Here is a 19,753-nt window from a genome sequence, read left to right on the forward strand (position 1 = left end):
ATCCCTAATGAGTAAAAAATACTCTCATTCACGATGAATAGTAACAATTGAACGATTTTATTTCAATTATCTTTACATAAATTTACATAAGCTGAACCCCGTACTAATATACGGGGTTCAGCTTATGTGAAATATATGTGAAATATAGTGACATAATAATCTTTATTACTCTGTCAGGATTATGCTAATTTTTACTCTGTTCCAACAACCTATCCGAATTTTCCGTTGTTTTCAGTGCTACAGTGTCGATTGCCATTGCTGATTTTAGCACTTCATCACGTAACTGTTTTGCCAGTTCCTGCTCACCGACTTGCTCGAAGACATAGGTCGCCATAGTAATATCATTCGGCTCCAGTTTATCTTTATTTGCCACCACTTTTTTAAACACATCCGCTGCGTTGTCAAACTCCGCATTACGTACATATAAATAGCCTAAGGCACGATAAGCACAACAACCACTATTGGCTTCACTATTTTTTACCCGCTTTTGTAATAGTTTAATCAACTTACTGCTATCACTGGCTTGTAAACGCGTGATCTGTGCATACAGGGCAGAATTAAGATCACTATCCAAAGCCAATTTTTTCAAGGTTTCCACGCTTAAATCATAAGCCGATTCGTGGTCGTTACAATCAATTAATCGTTGAATTAAACCGATCCGTACATAGTGGTCATTATGGCGTTTACGAGGTTGATCTTGCCACCACGCGAGTAACCCATCGGCACCCTCTTCATTCATGATTTCATCCAATAAGCCATTTACCACATCCTGTTGAAGTGCGGTGAATTGTTGTGAAGAATACATATTTGTGCTTTCAATCACCGGTAAGATTTCATCCAGTGCTTCATAAGCTTCGGATTGTTGATAAATCTCCACGGCAAGTTTTAATACTTCCGGATTTCTGTTGTCCATCACTAACAAACTATCTACCGAACTGCGTGCGGCGGGCAATTTGTGTTGTAATAACAAAATTCGAGTACGCGCCAGTTCCACCGCCAAATTATCCGAACCGGCTAATTCCGTGGCTTCCATTAGATATTTATTCGCACTGAAATCATCACCATGTTGTTGAGCTGCTTCGGCAGCCTTAATAAAATTAAGAATCGGTTCGTCAGAATGTTTGGCATTTTTAGCAATGAGTTTTTCCGCTTTGGAATAATTGCCTTCATCCATTTTAATCAAGCCTTGTAAGGTTTGTTTTTGCGCTTTCACACGTTTACGACGTGAAAACCAACCGTAAGTGCTGTTGCTCAAACGGAAGAATTTTCGCAGCACCCATTCAATCACGTAAACCACCGCCATGGCGATGACGAAGAATACCACTAAGGTCACCAGTGATAATTCATAATTGGTATTGACCGTTTGAATCAACACATAACCTTGCTTGCCGGCTAAATAAGGTCCTGCAATTAAGCCTGCCAGTAATACAAGCATTAGGAATAAAATTCTAAACATTGTATTGCTCCTTATTGTTGCTCGGTGTTAGCCGGTTTTTCACCATTGTCTGCAGGTGTTTCGGTCACGCTTTCTGCTGCGTTATTTTCTTCCGCTGATTTTATTTCTTCCACCGCCACTTGATTGGATTCAGTCAAGGTTTTATCTGCTGAAATCTCAATTTTTTGTACTTCTTGCGGTGTTTTATTGAGTAATTTATCCAACGCATTTAAACTGTTTAATTGACTTGGCACTTCAATATAAATAGATTGTTCTGCTAATTCATCCAGTGATTTTAAGAATGCGGTAGCCGTTTCCGAATTAGTATCAAAATAACTTCTAATCCATGCGGCAACAGTTTCAAGGGACTGTTTATACAATTCATTTTGCTGACGCGGTACGGCGAGAATCGCAATTTGTAAACGTAAGCGAATATTCTCACGTAAGTAAATATCCTGATTTGGTGCCAATAAGGCTTGGGTGGCATTTTCCGAACGTGGGGTAATGCGAATAAAGTGATTTAAGAACGACGTTGCACTTTTTTCAAGATTTTTTTCCCAGTCATTCATATCATCAGATATTTTAATATCTTGATTTTGTTCATCACCAAAATTCACGTTAGTGACTATTAATTCATCCACATTATTCGCGAGCTGCGATAAACGTTGCATAATCGCATTTTGGTCCACGCTATTGACTGAAAGTAATTGCTTTAAATCTTGGTTAATTGCGGCACGAATTAATTTAACTTGTGGCTCATCGACTTTAGTTAATACCTCGTCTGCCACTTTTAATAATGAAATGCTGGTATCAATATCGTTATCCAACACGAGTTTACGTAACGCATTGGTGAGTAAAAAATCAGCTTCACTCAATAACCACTCACTTGGTTGTGCATTGCTCGCTTTAATCAGCTTATTCACTTCGGCTGTTAAGTTTGCATAAGCGGTGTCTTGTTCAGACAAGTTTTGTGCTAGGCTGGCGAGTTTTTGATCATTCGCTTTTAAGCCGGCAAGTAAATGCTCAATTTGAGCCCGTTCTTGTGCAAAGTTTGGCATTTCTGCAAGGGTATTACTGGTGTTTGCTGTCTGCTCTAAGCCACCAGAAATACGTTGTTCAAGTGCGGTGATTTTTTGGTTAATTTTATCCACTTCCAGTTGACCGAAATAATAACCCGCACCACCAAGCCCTAATGCCACCAATAAAGCGAATATGCCTAATGCGGAACCACCTTTTTTTATCACCACGGTTTCGGTTTGTTGTGGCTCAGTGTTACGACTGTCTGTGGACGGTTCGACGTTGGACTTTTCTACTTTTCCAGTATCTAGCGTAGGCTCAACGTTTACGTTTTTGTCTGCCTTGTCAGTGACATTTTTCTTCACTTCGCCAGCATCTGTTCCCGCAGTTGTCCCCACAACGCCTTGGTTCTGAACGCCATCAGATTGCATTTCTTTTTTATTACTCATACCAACTCTCTCTCGTTTAAAATTAAGATGTTAATAACCTGCTTGCTAATGTCTCGACCAAAGTGGCATTATCTGCTTTCGGTGCAATAATAATATTTTCTTTTTGCCAACCGACTGCAAGCGCTAAATTTGCAATACGGCGACTAATAGTAACTAATTGACAACCTTTTAACCACGTTTGTTCTCTCACCGGTACAAAGTCAACCAGAGAATGTAAAATCTCCGCACTGGTGACTAAAACACAGTTAATGCCGGCACGTTTCCATAAATCAATTTGCTCGTCATTATTGTAGTCTATCGGCAAGCGTTGATAACATTCTAACACATTTATTGTTGCACCACGTAATTTTGCTTGTTCCAGAAAATGCTCACGTCCGCCATTACCGCGTAAAATCAGGATATTTTTATCAGTTAAATCTTGCATTAACGGTAAATTTAACACACCTTCGCTATTTTCTTGCTGAAATGGATAATGCACAGCAATCTCACCGTGACTCGCCAAATATTCCGCGGTGCCTTGCCCCACGGCAAAATACTCGATATCTTCTCGCCATTGAAAGCCAGTGGCTAATAAAGTTTCCACAGCAAATTTCACCGCGCTTTTGGAGACACAAAAAATATAATCACCCGATTTTAACTGACTAATTTTATTTGGTAATTGATTGAGCTCTCGTCCGGCAGAAATGGAAAAAAACGGTAAATGAATATTGGCTATGCCGACTTTATTCAACATCTCCGCTAATTGTTTGCCCGCTTGATCCGGGCGCGTAATTAACACTGCCATAACGCTTAATCCTGATAAATTTCCGCTAAGATTTTATCTGCCCCTTGCGCCAATAATTGCTCGGCAATTTGTACACCTAAAACATCCGCATTTTGCACCGCACTTTTGCCCTCGGCACGGATAATTTGTGAACCGTCTAATGAACCCACCAACGCACGTAAATAGAATTCGTTTTGTTGTATTACAGCAAAACCGGCAATCGGTACCTGACAACCACCTTGTAAATGGGCATTCATTGCTCGTTCCGCACGTACGCAAGCGGTGGTTTCTACATCAGATAACGACGCAAGTAATTGTTGTACACGTTGATCATCCACTCGGCATTCAATCCCAACTGCACCTTGTCCTGCTGCGGGTAAACAATCGGATATATCAATAAAAGAGGCAATACGTTGTTCTAATCCTAAACGGATTAATCCCGCAGATGCTAAAATAATTGCATCATAATCGCCATGATCTAATTTATTTAATCGAGTTCCCACATTGCCACGCAAAGATTGAATTTGCAAATCAGGGCGTAGATTTTTTAATTGACACTGACGGCGTAAACTGGATGTACCGACTATCGCACCCAGTGGCAATTCAGTCAAATTTTTATAATGATTTGACACAAATGCATCACGTGGATCTTCACGCTGGCAAATCACACTTAAACCTAAACCCGTCGGAAATTGCATCGGTACATCTTTCATAGAATGTACCGCAATATCCGCTTCACCATTTAATAACGCATGTTCTAATTCTTTGACAAACAAGCCTTTTCCACCGATTTTAGCTAATGGCGTGTCTAAAATCACATCCCCTTTCGTCACCATTTTAACCAGTTCAATAGTTAATTCAGGATAAAGGGCTTGCAAGCGTTGTTTGACATAGTTGGCTTGCCATAATGCCAATGGGCTTTGTCTGGTGGCAATTTTTAGGCTGTTATTCTTAGTATGCGACATTATAAAATCATCTTAATTAATTTATCCGCTTTAATACGAGCAAAACGTTTCAATAAGCGTTGCACCGGCTCCGGATACTGTTCCATGGTGTCGAGTTCCGAATAATGTTTTACGATTGTGGTATATCGACGAATTTCACTTAATTCTTGTTGTATTTTCGGTTGTAGTTGCTGCTTGGGATCAGAAATAAACAACCCATTTTCAGCATCTAACCGCCATGCTCGTGGATTTAAGTTGTTACCCGTCAATAACACATATTTTTTATCCACCCAAATACCTTTTAGGTGATAGCTATGATCTTGATCTTTCCATAAACGGACTGTCAAATGCCCATTATTAATTTCATGTTCAAATTTTTTACAGAAAGCACGTAGGTTTTTCTCATATAAATAAGGTAACCCGCCCGCCATTTTAAAAGGTTCTGACGGTGGAATATAAAAATCGTTAGCGGTTTTATCACCAACAATAATTTCTACCTGTTTTCCGTCATTTAATAAATCACGGATTTTAATTTGTAACGTGCGAGGAAAGTTAAAATACGGCGTGCAAATGATCAGTTTTTGTTCCACCAGCACAAATAAATCTTGGATGGTACGGTTTAATAAATTATCTCTCGCCCCTAAACCGAATAAAGGCGAAATTAATAAATCATCTTGAAATTGCACCGCACTTTCTAACTGATATTTTGCATAAGCAATTAAATAACGACGAAAAGACTTAATCTGATGCTTAATTTCTTTAGTTTTTGGACGCTGTTTATCATCTAGCGGTAAAACCACATTAGGATCACTTAAATATTGTTGGATAAATCGCACGAAACTATCAGCTAACCGTGGGTTTTTAATTTTTTGATAGCGGTCATAGCGATATTTTTCTTGCTGATATAAATAGACATTGTTGATACTCGCACCACTGTAAAGCACCGTATCATCAAATACAAAACCTTTAATATGTAATACACCGAACACTTCTCGGCTATTAATCGGTACCCCAAAGAACATGGGATCATTGTGGTGTAACGCTCGCTGTTTTGCATACCAATCGGCGTTTGTCGTGCCTTTTTCCGCACCAATAAGATTACGTTGAGCGCGATGCCAATCCACCAAGATTTTAACATCTAAATCCGGATTGTTCGCTTTTGCTTGATAAATTTCCGCTAAAATTTCTTCGCCAGCTTCATCAAATTGCCAGTAAAGTGCGGTGAAATAAATGCGTGTTTTAGCATGACGGATCAATTCAATAATGGCTTGTTTAAATGCTTTTGGACCTGAAATAAATTCAATATCATCCGCAACTTGTGGCACATAGTCCATTTTATCAAGATGTTGTTTTGCTTTTTTTAGTCGATTAATAAACATAATATTTCTTCACATTACTCAGCATTATTTTGGTAGTTTACAATATTTATTCATGTATTGGGTAGAAAAAAGCATTTTTTTGCTATAATAGCCCTAATCTTCCTTTATTAGTGGCTACATTATGAACAAATCTACACCTTCCCATTTTAGTAAACCTTCTTTTTCGACCGCGTCTAATGAAAAACGTTTTAAACCAACATTTAAACAAGAACGCCAATTTAATGATCGTTCAGAAAGATCAGAAAAAAACGAAAAATTCACTAAAAATAAACCGCACTTTTCTAATAAAAATCATCGAAATGAGCAACAAAGTGATGAAAAACGTTTTTCTGATCGTCGTTCAAATAACACAAAACGCTCAAACTACCAACAACCTGTATTAGAACCACAAATCACCGAAACAACCTTAGGTGGGGTAAAAGTGGTCATAAAATCAACAGGAATAAGCGATAAACCGAGAGAGAAAAAAACGGGTGCGTTATCTCCAAGAGCCCCTGAAAAAATCAAGAAAAATCGTGCAGAAGAAATGAAGATTTTTGGTGAAAATGCTTGTTTGAGTTTATTTGAACAACGACCGGAAACGATTGTACGAGTTTGGGCAACAGTGGAAATGGCGCATAAAATCGGGGAGATTTTTAGTTATTTAGCCAACAATAAAAAAGTCTATCACGTTGTCGATCGAGCTGAATTGGAATTAGTTAGTGGTTCTGAACATCATGGCGGAATTTGTATGTTAGTGAAAAAACCACGTACATTTACCTTGACCGGCTATGTGGATTTAGCTCGTAAAGCCGATTGTTTAATCATGTTAGACGGTGTAGCGAATAATCCACAAAATCTAGGAGGAATTTTGCGTACTTGTGCTTTTTATGGCGTGAAAGGTATTATTACTAGCCAACCTGAGATGTTACTCAATGCCAATACCGCTCGAGTTGCCGAAGGCGGTTTGGAATATGTACATATTTTACAATCCCATGACGGTGAAACTGCATTACAGCAATTACGCCAAGCTGGTTATCAAATTGTGCATATTAGCCATGAAAAACAAGCACAGAGCATTAATAGCCTACAATTACAAGATAAAGTTGTGTTTGTGTTAGCCAACGGCTGGGCGGTAAAAGAGGATACTAAGGTCAATTTAAGTTTAGCCAATCCATTAAAAAATGGCTTAAATGTCGCAGTAGCTACTGGCGTGTTGTTGGCGAAGTGGGTGGCGAGATAGCTACGCCCTGCACTGGCGTACAGGGCTAGGTATAGTAACGATGCTCCGCATCTTGTGTCATCTAGTAGCTACGGAGTAGCGTTACATTCGTAACCCCGTATGCAAGTACGGGGGCTATTATTACAATTTATCCGCATGATGAATTAACACAAAACGTTCCCAAAGTTCTTCTTGGCTTTCTATATGGTCAGGATCGAGAATAATACATTTAGTAATCGGGCAAACTTTTTGGCAGGTTGGGGTGTCATAATGCCCAACACATTCGGTGCAAAGATTTGGATCAATTTCATAAATATCATCACCAATAGAGATCGCATCATTCGGACATTCCGGCAGACACATATCGCAATTTGTGCATTTATCAGTGATGAGTAACGCCATAATAATCTCGTGAGTGAACTAAAAGTAGGCGATTATATAGAATTTTAACATAAATTTAAAGGTTAAGAAATGAAACAAAAACAACAGAAACAACTCGTTCAACTCATTATTGTCGCTATCGGCTTACTGATTTATTTTGCCATAAACTGGTTTAGAAGTGATGTTCAACACCAACCAACTCAACCAACCACCACAAAACAAGCTCAAAAACAAAACAATAGCAATGTAAAGGTTAATCAAAGTGCGGTGAATTCTGATTATGATTTTGTCATGTCTAACGATCCTATCGGACCCAATAAAAATGCTAAGACTGATTATTATATGCTTGCATTATCTTGGTCGCCTGCATTCTGTAATAATCAGCAAGAAAAATATGGCAAAAACCTACCTCAGTCTGCTCTTATGCAATGTGGCACACAACAAAAATATGGTTGGGTAATTCATGGGTTATGGCCACAAAATGCTAACGCTCAAAGTACGACTGATCACCCTCGATTTTGTCAAGGGGATTTACCTGCGGTGGATTATGCGATTATTCAAAATTATTTAACAGAAAGTCCTAGCCCAAATTTATTGCAAGGCGAATGGGAAAAACACGGTGCCTGTGCTTTTAAAAGTGCAGAAAAATATTTCAAAAAACAACAAGATTTATACCGCAGTTTAGTGTTACCCACAGAACAAATGAACAAAAAAGATTTGTTCCGTTGGATAAAACAACACAATACCCAATTAAAAAACGCCTATTTAGCAGCAAGTCGTAGCGAATTATTTATTTGTTATGATTTAAATTGGCAAGTCATAGATTGCAAATAATTGACAATAATTTGATCTAAAGCAGTTACAATACATTAGAGATCTCGCTATAATAAAAAAGATTTACAGTTTTATTATTTTTAACAAAAAGAGGAAACATTATGTCAGTAATCAAAATGGCAGACCTTGATTTAGCCGGTAAACGTCTTTTCATTCGTGCAGATTTAAATGTGCCAGTCAAAGATGGTAAGGTCACTTCTGATGCTCGTATTCGTGCGACCATTCCTACCTTAAAATTAGCCTTACAAAAAGGGGCAAAAGTCATGGTAACTTCTCACTTAGGTCGCCCAACCGAGGGTGAAGCGTGCCAACCAGAAGATTCATTACAACCTGTTGTTGATTACTTAAACAACGTTTTGGACGTACCTGTTCGTTTAGTAACCGATTATTTAAATGGCGTTGATGTTAAAGAAAATGAAATCGTGGTGCTTGAAAATGTACGTGTTAATAAAGGCGAGAAGAAAAACGATCCTGAATTAGGTAAAAAATACGCCGCACTTTGTGATGTATTTGTAATGGACGCATTCGGTACCGCTCACCGTGCGCAAGCATCAACTTATGGTGTAGCAGAATATGCACCTGTAGCTTGTGCTGGTCCATTATTAGCTGCAGAACTTGATGCGTTAGGTAAAGCATTAAAAGAGCCACAACGCCCAATGTTGGCGATTGTGGGTGGTTCAAAAGTATCCACTAAATTAACCGTGTTAGATAGCCTTTCAAAAATCGCCGACCAAATTATCGTAGGCGGTGGTATCGCTAATACCTTTATCGCAGCTGAAGGTAAAGCAGTCGGTAAATCACTTTACGAAGAAGATTTAATCCCTGAAGCTCAACGTTTAGCTAAACAAACCAAAATCCCTGTACCAGTAGATGTACGTGTCGGTACAGAATTTTCTGAAACTGCACCAGCCACTGAAAAATCAGTTGATGATGTAAAAGCTGACGAATCTATTTTCGATATTGGTGACAAAACCGCTGAAGAATTGGCGAAAATCATCAAAGCGTCAAAAACTATTCTTTGGAACGGTCCAGTAGGCGTGTTTGAATTCCCTAACTTCCGTAAAGGAACTGAAGTGATTTCAAATGCTATCGCTGAAGCCACTGCAAACGGAGCATTCTCCATCGCGGGGGGCGGTGATACGCTTGCGGCGATCGATTTATTCGGCATTAAAGATAAAATTTCTTATATTTCAACTGGTGGTGGTGCGTTCTTAGAATTTGTAGAAGGCAAAGTATTACCAGCCGTTGAAATTTTAGAGAAACGTGCAAACGGTTAATAACCCCATTCCGTAGGGACGGATCGATGTATCCGCCCGTAAAAACAATCAAATTTAAATAAGGAAAAAACAAAATGGCATTATTAGATATCGTAAAACCTGGTGTTGTCACTGGTGATGATGTACAAAAAGTATTCGCTTATGCAAAAGCACACAACTTCGCAATTCCAGCGGTAAACTGTGTAGGTTCTGACAGTGTAAACGCTGTATTAGAAACAGCGGCTCGTGTTAAAGCCCCTGTTATCGTGCAATTCTCAAACGGCGGTGCAGCGTTCTATGCAGGTAAAGGCATTAAACCTACTTCAGGTACTCGCCCTGATGTACTAGGTGCCATCGCTGGTGCAAAACACGTTCACGCTTTAGCACAAGAATACGGTGTGCCAGTCATTCTTCACACTGACCACGCTGCGAAAAAATTATTACCTTGGATTGACGGTTTATTAGATGCAGGTGAAAAACACTTTGCTGAAACAGGTAAACCATTATTTTCATCTCACATGATCGATTTATCCGAAGAACCTATTGCAGAAAATATGGAAATCTGTAAACAATACCTTGCTCGTATGAACAAATTAGGTATGACTTTAGAGATCGAAATTGGTATCACGGGTGGTGAAGAAGATGGCGTGGACAACAGCGATGTTGATGAATCACGTTTATATACCCAACCTGAAGATGTCTTATTCGTTTACGACAGCTTAAACCCTGTTAGCCCACGTTTCACCGTGGCGGCAGCGTTTGGTAACGTACACGGCGTTTACAAACCAGGTAATGTAAAATTAAAACCATCTATCTTAGGTGCGTCACAAGAGTTCGTGTCTAAAGAACGTAACTTACCTGCAAAATCCATCGACTTCGTATTCCACGGTGGTTCAGGTTCAAGCCGTGAAGAAATCCGTGAAGCCATCGGTTACGGTGCCATCAAAATGAACATCGACACCGATACACAATGGGCATCTTGGGACGGTATTTTGCAATTCTACAAAGCCAATGAAGCCTATTTACAAGGTCAATTAGGCAACCCAGAAGGTCCTGATTCACCAAACAAAAAATTCTACGATCCACGTGTTTGGTTACGCAAAATGGAAGAATCTATGTCTAAACGCTTAGAAAAATCTTTCGAAGATTTAAACTGCGTAAACGTATTATAATTGTTTAAAATACGCTAAAATAACACCGCACTATTTTTAATGGTGCGGTTTTTTTATGCCCTAGCGTACAGGGCTAGGCATGGTGATGATGCTCCGCATCTTAATAAACTGACAAGCCACAGCGTGGCGTAATATGCTTAACCCCGTACGCAAGTACGGGGGGAAAATCGGAAAAATGACAATATTAACTTTTATCAAACAAAATAAAATGCTTGCCTTAACCAACTCTGCGGTTGGACTTTATTTTTTAACTACTTTGCTATTTAAAGGCTCACATAATATCGGCTTTGCGTTGTTAGTCGTAACAGGAATTATTTTTGCCATTTATCATTTTGTTAAAAAACAGCCTGTTGATTTTATTCCACAAGATAAATGGATAACGATCAGTTTTGTGTTTTATATTCTAGTATTTTTGTTATCACTATTGGTTAATGGTGGCAAAATGAGTGAACTGGATAATCCAAGCCGCGCTTTATTAGTTCTACCCCTCATCTTACTATTTATTAAATATCCGCCGAAATTAACGATTTTACTGGTTTGTATTCCTGTTGGTGCAGTGATTGCCGGCATTGTGGCGTTAATTCATCGCTTTGTGTTGCATTATATCAGAGCATTTGAACACCAAATGCAGATTCAAGCCGGTGATATTGCCATGTCATTAGGTATGTTTAGCTTTGCTATTGCCTTATATTTTGCTTATAAAAAACAAACAAAATTGACCGCACTTTGCTTTATTGCTTCATTATGCGGTATTTTAGCCAGTTTACTTTCTACCGCTCGTGGCGGTTGGGTTGGTGTACCTTTTATTTTAGGCATGATCTTTTGGGTTTATCGTAAACAACTATCGAAAAAAGTCGTCGGGATAGTTTCCACGGTATTAGTGGTATTAATTGCTGTAGCCGTAATGATTCCACAAACCCGAATTACGCAGCGTATTCAACAAATGGAACGAGATATTTCCGTTTATGTCGATAAAAATAACGCGGGCACTTCCCTAGGTGCCAGATTTGATATGTGGAAAAGTGCGGTGTTAATGGCGAAAGAAAAGCCCTTATTAGGTTGGGGGACCGAAGGAAGTAATCAACAACGTAAAGAACAAGCGAAACAAAAATTAGTCCATCCAGTGGTAGGGAATTTTACCCACGCCCATAATCAATATTTAGATGATCTTTCTAAGCGTGGTATTTTAGGATTAATCGTATTGTTCGGTATTTTATTCGTGCCACTTGGTTATTTCTGGAAAAACATGGCATCACAACATGCTACGATAAAATTAACCGCACTCTTAGGTTCTATCCATATTATTTCAGTCATGTTTTACTGTTTGAGTCAGGGATTTCTTGCACATAACTCGGGGACGATCTTTTATTTTCTCGTTACTACCATTTTTTATGGAACATTAAAAGAACAAATAAAACAAGCTCAACATTAAGGCGGATAATTCTCCGCCTAATTTTTAGCCCAAAATCATCAATGCCCACACCACCACAAAATTGACAATCGCCATAAAAACTGCCGCCGAACCTTGATCTTTAGCTCTGCCCGATAACTCGTGGCGTTCAGTACCAATACGATCAATAGCACACTCCACTGCACTGTTCAGCAACTCCGTTACCAATACAATTAAATACGCCCCAAGCATTAAAGCAATCTCAAATTTGCCATTGCCAAACCAAAAAGCAAGGGGAACAATAAAAATCCCTAAAAATAATTCGTGGCGAAAAGCTGCTTCATTTTTCACCGCACTTTTTAAGCCCTGCAAGGAATAGCGAGTAGAATTAATTAAATGGGTCAACCCCGTAGTTTTATCTGTCATTTTTATTCTCTTTGTTTAAATTCTTTTCACATCAATCACATCATCTAGTTGAGCTAGGCGAGCTAAGACTTTGCTTAACATCTCCACATTACCTAATTCCAACTCAAGATCTATGGTTGCCACCTGACGTTTTCGGTCGGTACGACTTGAAACGCCACTGACATTAATTTTATCATTGGCTAATACAGTTGTAATATCACGTAACAAACCGCTACGGTCACTAGCAAGCAATCGCACATTAATATTAAACGAGCCAGAAAGCTCCTTTCCCCAAGTAGTTTCAATCACACGTTCTTCATTCGCCGTACGTAATTTTTTGAGCTGTTCGCAGTCCGCACGATGAATAGAAATACCTCTCCCTTGAGTAATATAACCGACAATTTTATCACCTGGAATCGGTTGACAACAACGAGCAATATGGTGCATTAAATTGCCAACGCCATTAACCACCACATAGCCTTGTTTTTCCGATTTTTGGTTAGAATTAACCGCACTTTTTTGGCTATTCTTTTGGCTAACATGGCGTAAAATTTCTTCGTCTGCCTGCTCTGCCGTTGGCTTGATTAATTTACCTTGCAAGAAATTAATCAACTGATGCAATTTAATATCGCCACTACCCAAACCATTATATAAATCATCAATTTGTTTTAAGTTATAACGTGGCAAGGCATATTGTTCCGCTTGTTTAAGGGTAAGATTCAGGCGACTCAATTCTGCTTCTAGCATTTCTTTGCCAAGTGGAATATTTTTATCCCGATCGAGTTTTTTAAACCACGCCATAATTTTTGAGCGTGCCTTTTGCGTATGAGTAAACCCTGAATTTGGATTTAACCAATCTCGGCTTGGGTTTGGATTTTTTTGAGTGATAATTTCGAGTTGATCACCCATTTGCAACTGGTAAGTAAACGGCACGATCCGTCCAGCCACTTTCGCACCAATACAACGATGTCCCACATCACTATGAATCGCATAAGCAAAATCTAACGGCGTAGAACCTGTTGGTAAATCTACCACTTCGCCTTTCGGTGTAAACACATAAACACGATCATCAAATACCTGCGTCCGCATTTCTTCTAGCATTTCGCCACTATCCATAATATCTGCTTGCCACGCTAACAGTTTACGTAACCAAGAAATTTTTTCTTCGTAAGCAGACATTGAACCCGTAGTGCCTTCTTTATATTTCCAGTGAGCTGCTACGCCCAGCTCTGCGTCATTGTGCATTTGGTGAGTACGAATTTGCACTTCAATCGGCTTATCCCCCTCACCCAACACCACCGTATGAATGGACTGATAACCGTTCGGTTTGGGATTGGCAATATAATCATCAAACTGTTCTGCTAAATGCTGATAATGAGTATGTACAATGCCAAGTGCGGTGTAACAATCCTGCAAATTGGGGACTAAAATCCGCACCGCTCGAATATCATAAAGTTGCTCAAAGGCAAGGTGTTTTTTCTGCATTTTTCGCCAAATGCTGTAAATATGTTTCGGTCGTCCATACACATCTACGCTATCAATAGCTTCGTGCAAATAGCCTGACAGTTGATTGACAAAATCTTGAATATATTGCTCGCGGTCTAAACGGCGTTCAGCTAATTTATGTGCAATAATCCGATATTGCTCCGACTGCAAATTACGGAAACAATAATCTTCCAACTCCCATTTTAACTGACCAATTCCCAAACGATTGGCAAGGGGGGCATAAATATTGCTACATTCTTTGGCAGCGGCAATTTTTTCCGCTTTTGAATAGCGTTTATCCGCATCACGCAAATAAGTAATCCGTTCCGCTAATTTGATGATCACACAACGGAAATCGTCCACCATTGCCAACAGCATACGGCGGATATTGTCGATTTGTAGATTATTATTGGACTGGTTGGCGTTCAGTTGGCGAATATTATTCATTTCCAACACACCTTTGACTAATTTACTGATTTTGCTCCCGAAATCTTCTTTGACTTGTTCAAGGGTAACGATTTTGGCATGCACGACTGGAAATAACATTGCGGCAAGTAAGGTATCCCCATCCATATTCAGACTATGTAAAATTTCCACCATTTCTACACCGTCACGCAAATACCAATGGCTATTTAAGAAAAGCTGATCGGCATTTTCTCTTGCATATCGCCAAGCTCGCATTAGATCATTAGCGACTGGCTCAACTAGACCTAAATTTGCACACCAGTGCTGAATACTAAAGTCCTTTGGATTTAATAAGTGAGAACCGCGTACCGCAACCATATTTTTTCCTTATTTTTTCTCAAACAACGAGATACTTTCCAAATGTCCTGTATGAGGGAACATATCGATCATTGCTACTTTGCTTAATTGATAGCCTGAATTTAACAAATTCTCCGCATCACGTACCAAAGTTGCTGGATTACAAGAAATATACAAAATTTTATCCGCTTGCAACTGGCAAATACTTTCCATAGCAAAAGATGCACCACTACGGGGCGGATCGAGCAAAATTTTATTAAATGGTGTTTTCGCCCAATGTTGGTTTAAAAACGGCTGATCCAAATCCCCTTGCTCAAATTCGACATTGCAACAGCTATTTTGTTCCGCATTTTTGCGAGCTTTCTCAACCATTTCTGCGACACCTTCTACACCCACTACTTTTTGTACTAACTGACTTATCGGTAAGGTGAAATTACCCATTCCACAAAATAAATCTAGCACGCAATCAGTTTTATTCAACGCCAACCAATTCAACGCCGTTGCCACCATCTGCTGGTTTAATAAGCGATTAATTTGAATAAAATCCCGAATATCAAACTGGAGCAACAAATCGCCAATTTGATAATAAGGTATCTCGCCACAAAATTGTTGAATTTGCTGATCATCTTGAACAAACAACATCAATTTTTCCTGTTCCGCAAAATTTAACAGCAAACTGCGGTCTTTTTCACTCAAGTTTTTACTATAACGTAGTAACATGGCTATGCCATTGTCTGCTAAGGTTAATTCAATATGCCCGAGTAATTTGGGTTGAGAAAATTGACGTAATAATGTGAGAAGTTTCGGCAATAAGTTATCCAGTGCTGGTTCAAGTACATCACATTGCTGAATATTCACTATTTGCGATGAGCTTTTTCGCCGAAAGCCGATGTCAAGCTGCTTAGTTTTGGGATTTACGTTCACACTCAACCGCACCCGACGACGATATTGCCAGCCGTCACCGACAATCATCGGCATAAACACAATGCCCTGCGGTTGCAATTTTTCTAAACGAGAAAACAACGCCTGTTGTTTAGCCAGCCTTTGCATTTCAAGCGGAATATGTTGACTCTGACAACCACCACAAGCCTGATACACTGCACACTGTGGTGCTTGCCGCTGTGGATTGGTATGTAAAATCTTCTTCGCGACCGCCCGTCCATACTGGCGTTTTTCTTCTATAATTTCCGCTTGCACGGTTTCATTTGGCAAAGCATTTTCCACAAACCACGTCTTACCATTTACTTTACCCACGCCCAATCCCTGATAATCCAAAGATTGAATGGTCAATTCAAAGTGCGGTGTTTTTTTCGCTTTTTTTTCTGGAGTGTAAAATAATGCCATTGTGTTAAATTATTTTAAATATAAAATATTTTGGCTAAACAATTCCCGACTTTTCAAAGGATTATTACCAAGATAGGGTTTCAACGCCATTCGAGTAAATCGTTTCGCCGCTTTCAGTACATCTGCATCGGTAAATTCCAACGCCTGAAATGCTAATAAATCTCGTCCATAAAAGGTTTGGTTATTTTTTATCAAGGACGCAATAAAACCCTTTTCTTCCCGATATTGATAGGTCATCGCTGCATCAATAGGCAAGCCAGACCCAGCACAATGTCCAAAATCTACGCCATAACCTAAAATTTGCAACAGCTGAAATTCAAAGGTTCGCAACGCAGGTTCAACATTCTCGGCTTGAGCCAACATCATTAAACATTGCAAATAATATTGGAATAATAAGGGATTAGGTGTTTCCTGTTCAATCACCCGACAAAGTAGTTCATTCACATAGAAGCCACTAAACAACGCCGTTTGTTGCAACGGCAAGGCAATCGCCGCAGGCTCGGCTTTAGTCAAGGTTTTCAACTCACCCTTGCCCGTCCAGCGTAACAACAACGGTGTAAAAGGTTGCAATACACCTTTCCACGCTGACTGTTTCCGTCTTGCCCCTTTCGCCAACACCGTTAACCGTCCCGTTTCTTCAGTAAATAAATCCACTAACAAACTGGTTTCACTATATGCTCGGCGGTGTAAAACAAAGCCACGTTGCCAATTTTCGATGATCAAATCTCCCGATAAAAAAGTCACTCCATTTTAGCAGATCCTAAAGAAAATTCATTGTAGTTTTTTTATAGTTAAGCAGCAAAGTTAGGAAGTATTATGGTTAATGATTTTTGGTACTTGGATAACAGCTTATTTTATAATGCGTTACATACATAACCGAATTGCATTCATAAAACAAGCTGACTGACATTCGCCACAGCCATTGCAACGGTTGTCATCAATGGTTAAATCAGGAGTAATTGCCTGTTGCGGGCAAGATAGTTGGCAGGTGGCGCAGGCTTGTTGTTGCTTTAATAAGCAGTCTGCATTGAAAACAGGGCGTAAGCCTGTATCTGCTTTAAAAGAGATATGTAATGCATTAGTCGGGCAATGCTTGGCACATTCCCCACAGAATGAACAACTGGTATAGCTTAAATCTAATACGGCTTTTTGATTTGTTACGGAAATTAGCCCTAAAGAACAGGCTGTTACACATTCACCACAACCGGTGCAGGCTGTCAAGAAAAGACTTTCTTTGGCTGCGAAAGGTGGGCGGGCTATCGTCCGTTTGTTGTGCTGATCATTTTTTTCGACGGCATGCCACATGCTACGCAGCAGTCCGCGACGAGAAATCTGCTGGTGTGAAAGATAAGCCTGATAATAGCGTTGGTCTTTTGTTTGCATAATGATTATCCGCCAAAAGTTTTAAAAAAATAACCGCACTTTACTTGTCATCAAATTCAGTCGTTGTTGCCAATAAGATAAAGTTTGCTGGCAAAGCTGAGCAACACCTTGATAAAAAAGAGAATCTGAGCTCGCCAGCAATTCAAAATAACGTGTTGACCAAGGCAATAAATACTCGGTTAAATATTCTGTCAATAATGTGGGTTGTTGTTCTGCCAAGTAAGCTGTCAACATGAGCATTAAGCCAATGTGATCTTCGGGTTCTTCTGATGGTGCAATAAAGTTTATTCGATGCTGTCGCAAAAACTGACGTAATGTTAATAAAGATGAACCAAAAATCACCACTTCAGGATCGAGATATACCGATCCCCATGGTGGAGCAAGCAACGTATTTGGACCAATAAATAACATCTGATATTGTTGCACTAACTCTTCATCAGTGCGTTGTAAGCCTTGTTCAATATAGCTTACACTCGTTGAATTTGTTGCCACGCCGGTGGCTTGTTGCCATTCTTTCGCCCAATCAGCTTGTTGAAAAAAGGCCAAAATTGACCGCACTTTTGCATCATCAGGTGAATAATAAAGCAATGCACCGAGCATTTTACTGGCAATATTAATTTGCGTTAACAATTCTGTTTGCATAAAGTTATCCCACACCACCCACTAGAGAGCGGGTGGTGAATATTAAAAACTAGCCACCCACTGCCATACCTGCGGTCATATGTAAGCTATAAAAAATAATCCGTCCGATCATTTCCGCTACTAATACGATGACAGCAGATAAATACCAATGCATAGTATTTTTTCCAACATACAGCAAACCACCTCCAATAGCCAACAAACTGAATCGGCTGATTTGCCAAACCGCATAATGTGGCACTAACGCGGTTGCTTGCTGTACCGACGTGGTTATATGATTTAATTCCATGCCTTGATAAATCGCGACGATCATTGCTAAAAAGACAGCAAACAGATAAAGTTTCGGTGAGTAACGTAATACATAGCTTTTGTGTGGATTAGGTTGCCATAATGTATAACCTAAAGCACAACCACCAATGACAATAGTCAAGTAAAACTGCCAAGAAGTGAGTGAACTATTCCAAGTTGGTACCGTATCAATATGATAGACATTATTCATCATATACATAAATACCAACCCACAAAGTGCGGTTAAAATTCGCAAAAATTTATCCATCTTTTCAGATAGCTTATTCAGTAAACTGAGCAACCAATAAATACCGGCAAAAGCAAAAAATACCGCACCACCGGCAATTTCATTGCTCAGCATGGATTCACCCACTCGGTTAAGGCTGTTAAATGCGCGTATTGGTGTGCCTAAATGAAGAATGGAAGCAATAAAACCGATGCCTAATAAGATCAATAAAACCAATAAGGCTTTATTTAAATATATGCGACTAGATTGACTTTGGTTATTGGCAATCACACAAAAAATCAACCAAGCGCCAACCACACTTTGAGCAAGCACCGTAAAGATTACTAAGGGTAATTCGTGTAATCCGTTCATGTTACACCTCCCGTGGATTAGCTAGAAAGCCTGTTCGGTCACCTGTTAGACGGGCATTTTTATTGACTTTAATGACCAAATTAGGGTGCGTCAATTCAGCCGGTGGCAATGGCGCAATCGCCGCTTGATTGCCATATTTGGCACGTAATTCATCAATCGGCGCAAAATCCAATGCCCGCAACGGGCAAGCCTCGACACAAATCGGTTTATAACCGGCTTTAATGCGAGAATAACAGCCATCACATTTGGTCATATGCCCTTTTTTAGCATCAAATTGCGGTGCATCATAAGGGCATGCCATATGACAATAACGACAACCAATGCAAGTTTCTTCATTAACAATGACAAAACCGTCTGCATTTTTGTGCATAGCTCCCGTTGGACAAACTTTAGTACAAGCAGGATCACTACAATGATTGCAGGAAATAGACATATAATAAGCAAACACATCTTGATGCCAACAGCCATCATTACCTTGAGCCCAACTTCCCCCGGCATATTCATAAATACGACGGAAATTGACTTCCGTGTCTAAATCTTTGTAATCTTTACAAGCCAGTTCACAAGTTTTACAACCTGTGCAACGCTCTGAATCAAAATAAAAACCATATTGTTGCATAACTTCCCC

At 39.5% G+C, this 19,753-nt stretch carries 19 protein-coding genes; 5 read left to right on the top strand and 14 right to left on the bottom strand.

The window, feature by feature from the left end:
• Positions 1-184: 184 nt before the first annotated feature.
• From O1Q79_RS07480 to pssA, 5 genes are read right to left on the bottom strand one after another with little or no spacing between them, the layout of a single operon-like run.
• Positions 185-1,456 carry a heme biosynthesis HemY N-terminal domain-containing protein gene (locus O1Q79_RS07480; protein WP_386691418.1) on the bottom strand — a complete coding sequence of 424 codons (1,272 nt, stop codon included), beginning with the start codon at positions 1,454-1,456 and terminating at the stop codon, positions 185-187.
• Between the two features lie 11 nt (positions 1,457-1,467).
• Positions 1,468-2,901, bottom strand: a complete 1,434-nt coding sequence (locus O1Q79_RS07485) for a uroporphyrinogen-III C-methyltransferase (RefSeq protein ID WP_386691420.1) — start codon at positions 2,899-2,901, stop codon at positions 1,468-1,470.
• A 22-nt stretch (positions 2,902-2,923) separates the two neighbouring features.
• Positions 2,924-3,685 (bottom strand): uroporphyrinogen-III synthase, encoded by a 762-nt coding sequence (locus O1Q79_RS07490; protein ID WP_386691422.1) that lies wholly within the window; start codon positions 3,683-3,685, stop codon positions 2,924-2,926.
• 5 nt (positions 3,686-3,690) lie between these two features.
• The gene (hemC, locus tag O1Q79_RS07495) at positions 3,691-4,629 is read right to left on the bottom strand and encodes a hydroxymethylbilane synthase (RefSeq protein WP_386691424.1); all 939 of its coding nucleotides are present in this window, start codon (positions 4,627-4,629) and stop codon (positions 3,691-3,693) included.
• On the bottom strand, positions 4,629-5,987 hold the full coding sequence (pssA, locus tag O1Q79_RS07500; protein WP_386691426.1) for a CDP-diacylglycerol--serine O-phosphatidyltransferase: 1,359 nt from the start codon (positions 5,985-5,987) through the stop codon (positions 4,629-4,631). The genes hemC and pssA overlap by 1 nt, the downstream gene beginning before the upstream one ends.
• A gap of 121 nt (positions 5,988-6,108) precedes the next feature.
• Here pssA and O1Q79_RS07505 point away from each other — a divergent pair, with 121 nt between their 5' ends.
• Positions 6,109-7,209, top strand: coding sequence for a TrmH family RNA methyltransferase (locus tag O1Q79_RS07505; RefSeq protein ID WP_386691428.1), 1,101 nt, complete (start codon positions 6,109-6,111; stop codon positions 7,207-7,209).
• A gap of 120 nt (positions 7,210-7,329) precedes the next feature.
• Here O1Q79_RS07505 and O1Q79_RS07510 read toward each other — a convergent pair whose 3' ends face one another.
• Positions 7,330-7,590, bottom strand: coding sequence for a YfhL family 4Fe-4S dicluster ferredoxin (locus O1Q79_RS07510; RefSeq protein WP_132302596.1), 261 nt, complete (start codon positions 7,588-7,590; stop codon positions 7,330-7,332).
• A 69-nt stretch (positions 7,591-7,659) separates the two neighbouring features.
• Between O1Q79_RS07510 and O1Q79_RS07515 the strand changes: the two genes are divergently transcribed.
• The 4 genes from O1Q79_RS07515 (at position 7,660) to O1Q79_RS07530 (ending at position 12,263) form a co-directional block, all read left to right on the top strand.
• Complete coding sequence (locus O1Q79_RS07515) at positions 7,660-8,403, top strand: ribonuclease (protein ID WP_386691430.1); 744 nt, start codon at positions 7,660-7,662, stop codon at positions 8,401-8,403.
• A 101-nt stretch (positions 8,404-8,504) separates the two neighbouring features.
• The gene (locus O1Q79_RS07520) at positions 8,505-9,680 is read left to right on the top strand and encodes a phosphoglycerate kinase (RefSeq protein WP_386691432.1); all 1,176 of its coding nucleotides are present in this window, start codon (positions 8,505-8,507) and stop codon (positions 9,678-9,680) included.
• A 74-nt stretch (positions 9,681-9,754) separates the two neighbouring features.
• A complete protein-coding gene (gene fbaA / locus O1Q79_RS07525; protein WP_386689253.1) occupies positions 9,755-10,831 on the top strand; it encodes a class II fructose-bisphosphate aldolase in 1,077 nt (358 codons plus the stop codon).
• 175 nt (positions 10,832-11,006) lie between these two features.
• On the top strand, positions 11,007-12,263 hold the full coding sequence (locus tag O1Q79_RS07530; protein ID WP_386691434.1) for an O-antigen ligase family protein: 1,257 nt from the start codon (positions 11,007-11,009) through the stop codon (positions 12,261-12,263).
• A 24-nt stretch (positions 12,264-12,287) separates the two neighbouring features.
• Here O1Q79_RS07530 and O1Q79_RS07535 read toward each other — a convergent pair whose 3' ends face one another.
• The 8 genes from O1Q79_RS07535 to O1Q79_RS07570 all read right to left on the bottom strand — a co-directional run bounded on the left by O1Q79_RS07535 (position 12,288) and on the right by O1Q79_RS07570 (position 19,744).
• Complete coding sequence (locus O1Q79_RS07535) at positions 12,288-12,647, bottom strand: diacylglycerol kinase (RefSeq protein ID WP_386689249.1); 360 nt, start codon at positions 12,645-12,647, stop codon at positions 12,288-12,290.
• 15 nt (positions 12,648-12,662) lie between these two features.
• Positions 12,663-14,894: a GTP diphosphokinase gene (gene relA, locus O1Q79_RS07540; protein ID WP_386691436.1), complete on the bottom strand. Its 2,232-nt coding sequence runs from the start codon at positions 14,892-14,894 to the stop codon at positions 12,663-12,665.
• Between the two features lie 9 nt (positions 14,895-14,903).
• Positions 14,904-16,217 (bottom strand): 23S rRNA (uracil(1939)-C(5))-methyltransferase RlmD, encoded by a 1,314-nt coding sequence (gene rlmD, locus O1Q79_RS07545; RefSeq protein ID WP_386691438.1) that lies wholly within the window; start codon positions 16,215-16,217, stop codon positions 14,904-14,906.
• A 9-nt stretch (positions 16,218-16,226) separates the two neighbouring features.
• Positions 16,227-16,940, bottom strand: a complete 714-nt coding sequence (gene recO, locus O1Q79_RS07550) for a DNA repair protein RecO (protein ID WP_386693369.1) — start codon at positions 16,938-16,940, stop codon at positions 16,227-16,229.
• A 141-nt stretch (positions 16,941-17,081) separates the two neighbouring features.
• Complete coding sequence (napF, locus tag O1Q79_RS07555) at positions 17,082-17,600, bottom strand: ferredoxin-type protein NapF (protein WP_386691440.1); 519 nt, start codon at positions 17,598-17,600, stop codon at positions 17,082-17,084.
• A 21-nt stretch (positions 17,601-17,621) separates the two neighbouring features.
• A complete protein-coding gene (gene dmsD, locus O1Q79_RS07560; RefSeq protein WP_386691442.1) occupies positions 17,622-18,242 on the bottom strand; it encodes a Tat proofreading chaperone DmsD in 621 nt (206 codons plus the stop codon).
• Between the two features lie 49 nt (positions 18,243-18,291).
• Positions 18,292-19,125: a DmsC/YnfH family molybdoenzyme membrane anchor subunit gene (locus O1Q79_RS07565; RefSeq protein WP_386691444.1), complete on the bottom strand. Its 834-nt coding sequence runs from the start codon at positions 19,123-19,125 to the stop codon at positions 18,292-18,294.
• A 1-nt stretch (position 19,126) separates the two neighbouring features.
• A complete protein-coding gene (locus O1Q79_RS07570) occupies positions 19,127-19,744 on the bottom strand; it encodes a DMSO/selenate family reductase complex B subunit (protein WP_386691446.1) in 618 nt (205 codons plus the stop codon).
• Positions 19,745-19,753 lie beyond the last annotated feature (9 nt).

The sequence above is a fragment of the Lonepinella sp. MS14434 genome, from assembly GCF_042468235.1.
In the GTDB taxonomy this organism is placed as follows: Bacteria; Pseudomonadota; Gammaproteobacteria; order Enterobacterales; family Pasteurellaceae; genus Lonepinella.

Coding starts and splice junctions, on each gene's coding strand:
- O1Q79_RS07480 (WP_386691418.1), bottom strand. CDS start 1,456: ATGTTTAGAATTTTATTCCTAATGCTTGTATTACTGGCAGGCTTAATT.
- O1Q79_RS07485 (WP_386691420.1), bottom strand. CDS start 2,901: ATGAGTAATAAAAAAGAAATGCAATCTGATGGCGTTCAGAACCAAGGC.
- O1Q79_RS07490 (WP_386691422.1), bottom strand. CDS start 3,685: ATGGCAGTGTTAATTACGCGCCCGGATCAAGCGGGCAAACAATTAGCG.
- hemC (WP_386691424.1), bottom strand. CDS start 4,629: ATGTCGCATACTAAGAATAACAGCCTAAAAATTGCCACCAGACAAAGC.
- pssA (WP_386691426.1), bottom strand. CDS start 5,987: ATGTTTATTAATCGACTAAAAAAAGCAAAACAACATCTTGATAAAATG.
- O1Q79_RS07505 (WP_386691428.1), top strand. CDS start 6,109: ATGAACAAATCTACACCTTCCCATTTTAGTAAACCTTCTTTTTCGACC.
- O1Q79_RS07510 (WP_132302596.1), bottom strand. CDS start 7,590: ATGGCGTTACTCATCACTGATAAATGCACAAATTGCGATATGTGTCTG.
- O1Q79_RS07515 (WP_386691430.1), top strand. CDS start 7,660: ATGAAACAAAAACAACAGAAACAACTCGTTCAACTCATTATTGTCGCT.
- O1Q79_RS07520 (WP_386691432.1), top strand. CDS start 8,505: ATGTCAGTAATCAAAATGGCAGACCTTGATTTAGCCGGTAAACGTCTT.
- fbaA (WP_386689253.1), top strand. CDS start 9,755: ATGGCATTATTAGATATCGTAAAACCTGGTGTTGTCACTGGTGATGAT.
- O1Q79_RS07530 (WP_386691434.1), top strand. CDS start 11,007: ATGACAATATTAACTTTTATCAAACAAAATAAAATGCTTGCCTTAACC.
- O1Q79_RS07535 (WP_386689249.1), bottom strand. CDS start 12,647: ATGACAGATAAAACTACGGGGTTGACCCATTTAATTAATTCTACTCGC.
- relA (WP_386691436.1), bottom strand. CDS start 14,894: ATGGTTGCGGTACGCGGTTCTCACTTATTAAATCCAAAGGACTTTAGT.
- rlmD (WP_386691438.1), bottom strand. CDS start 16,217: ATGGCATTATTTTACACTCCAGAAAAAAAAGCGAAAAAAACACCGCAC.
- napF (WP_386691440.1), bottom strand. CDS start 17,600: ATGCAAACAAAAGACCAACGCTATTATCAGGCTTATCTTTCACACCAG.
- dmsD (WP_386691442.1), bottom strand. CDS start 18,242: ATGCAAACAGAATTGTTAACGCAAATTAATATTGCCAGTAAAATGCTC.
- O1Q79_RS07565 (WP_386691444.1), bottom strand. CDS start 19,125: ATGAACGGATTACACGAATTACCCTTAGTAATCTTTACGGTGCTTGCT.
- O1Q79_RS07570 (WP_386691446.1), bottom strand. CDS start 19,744: ATGCAACAATATGGTTTTTATTTTGATTCAGAGCGTTGCACAGGTTGT.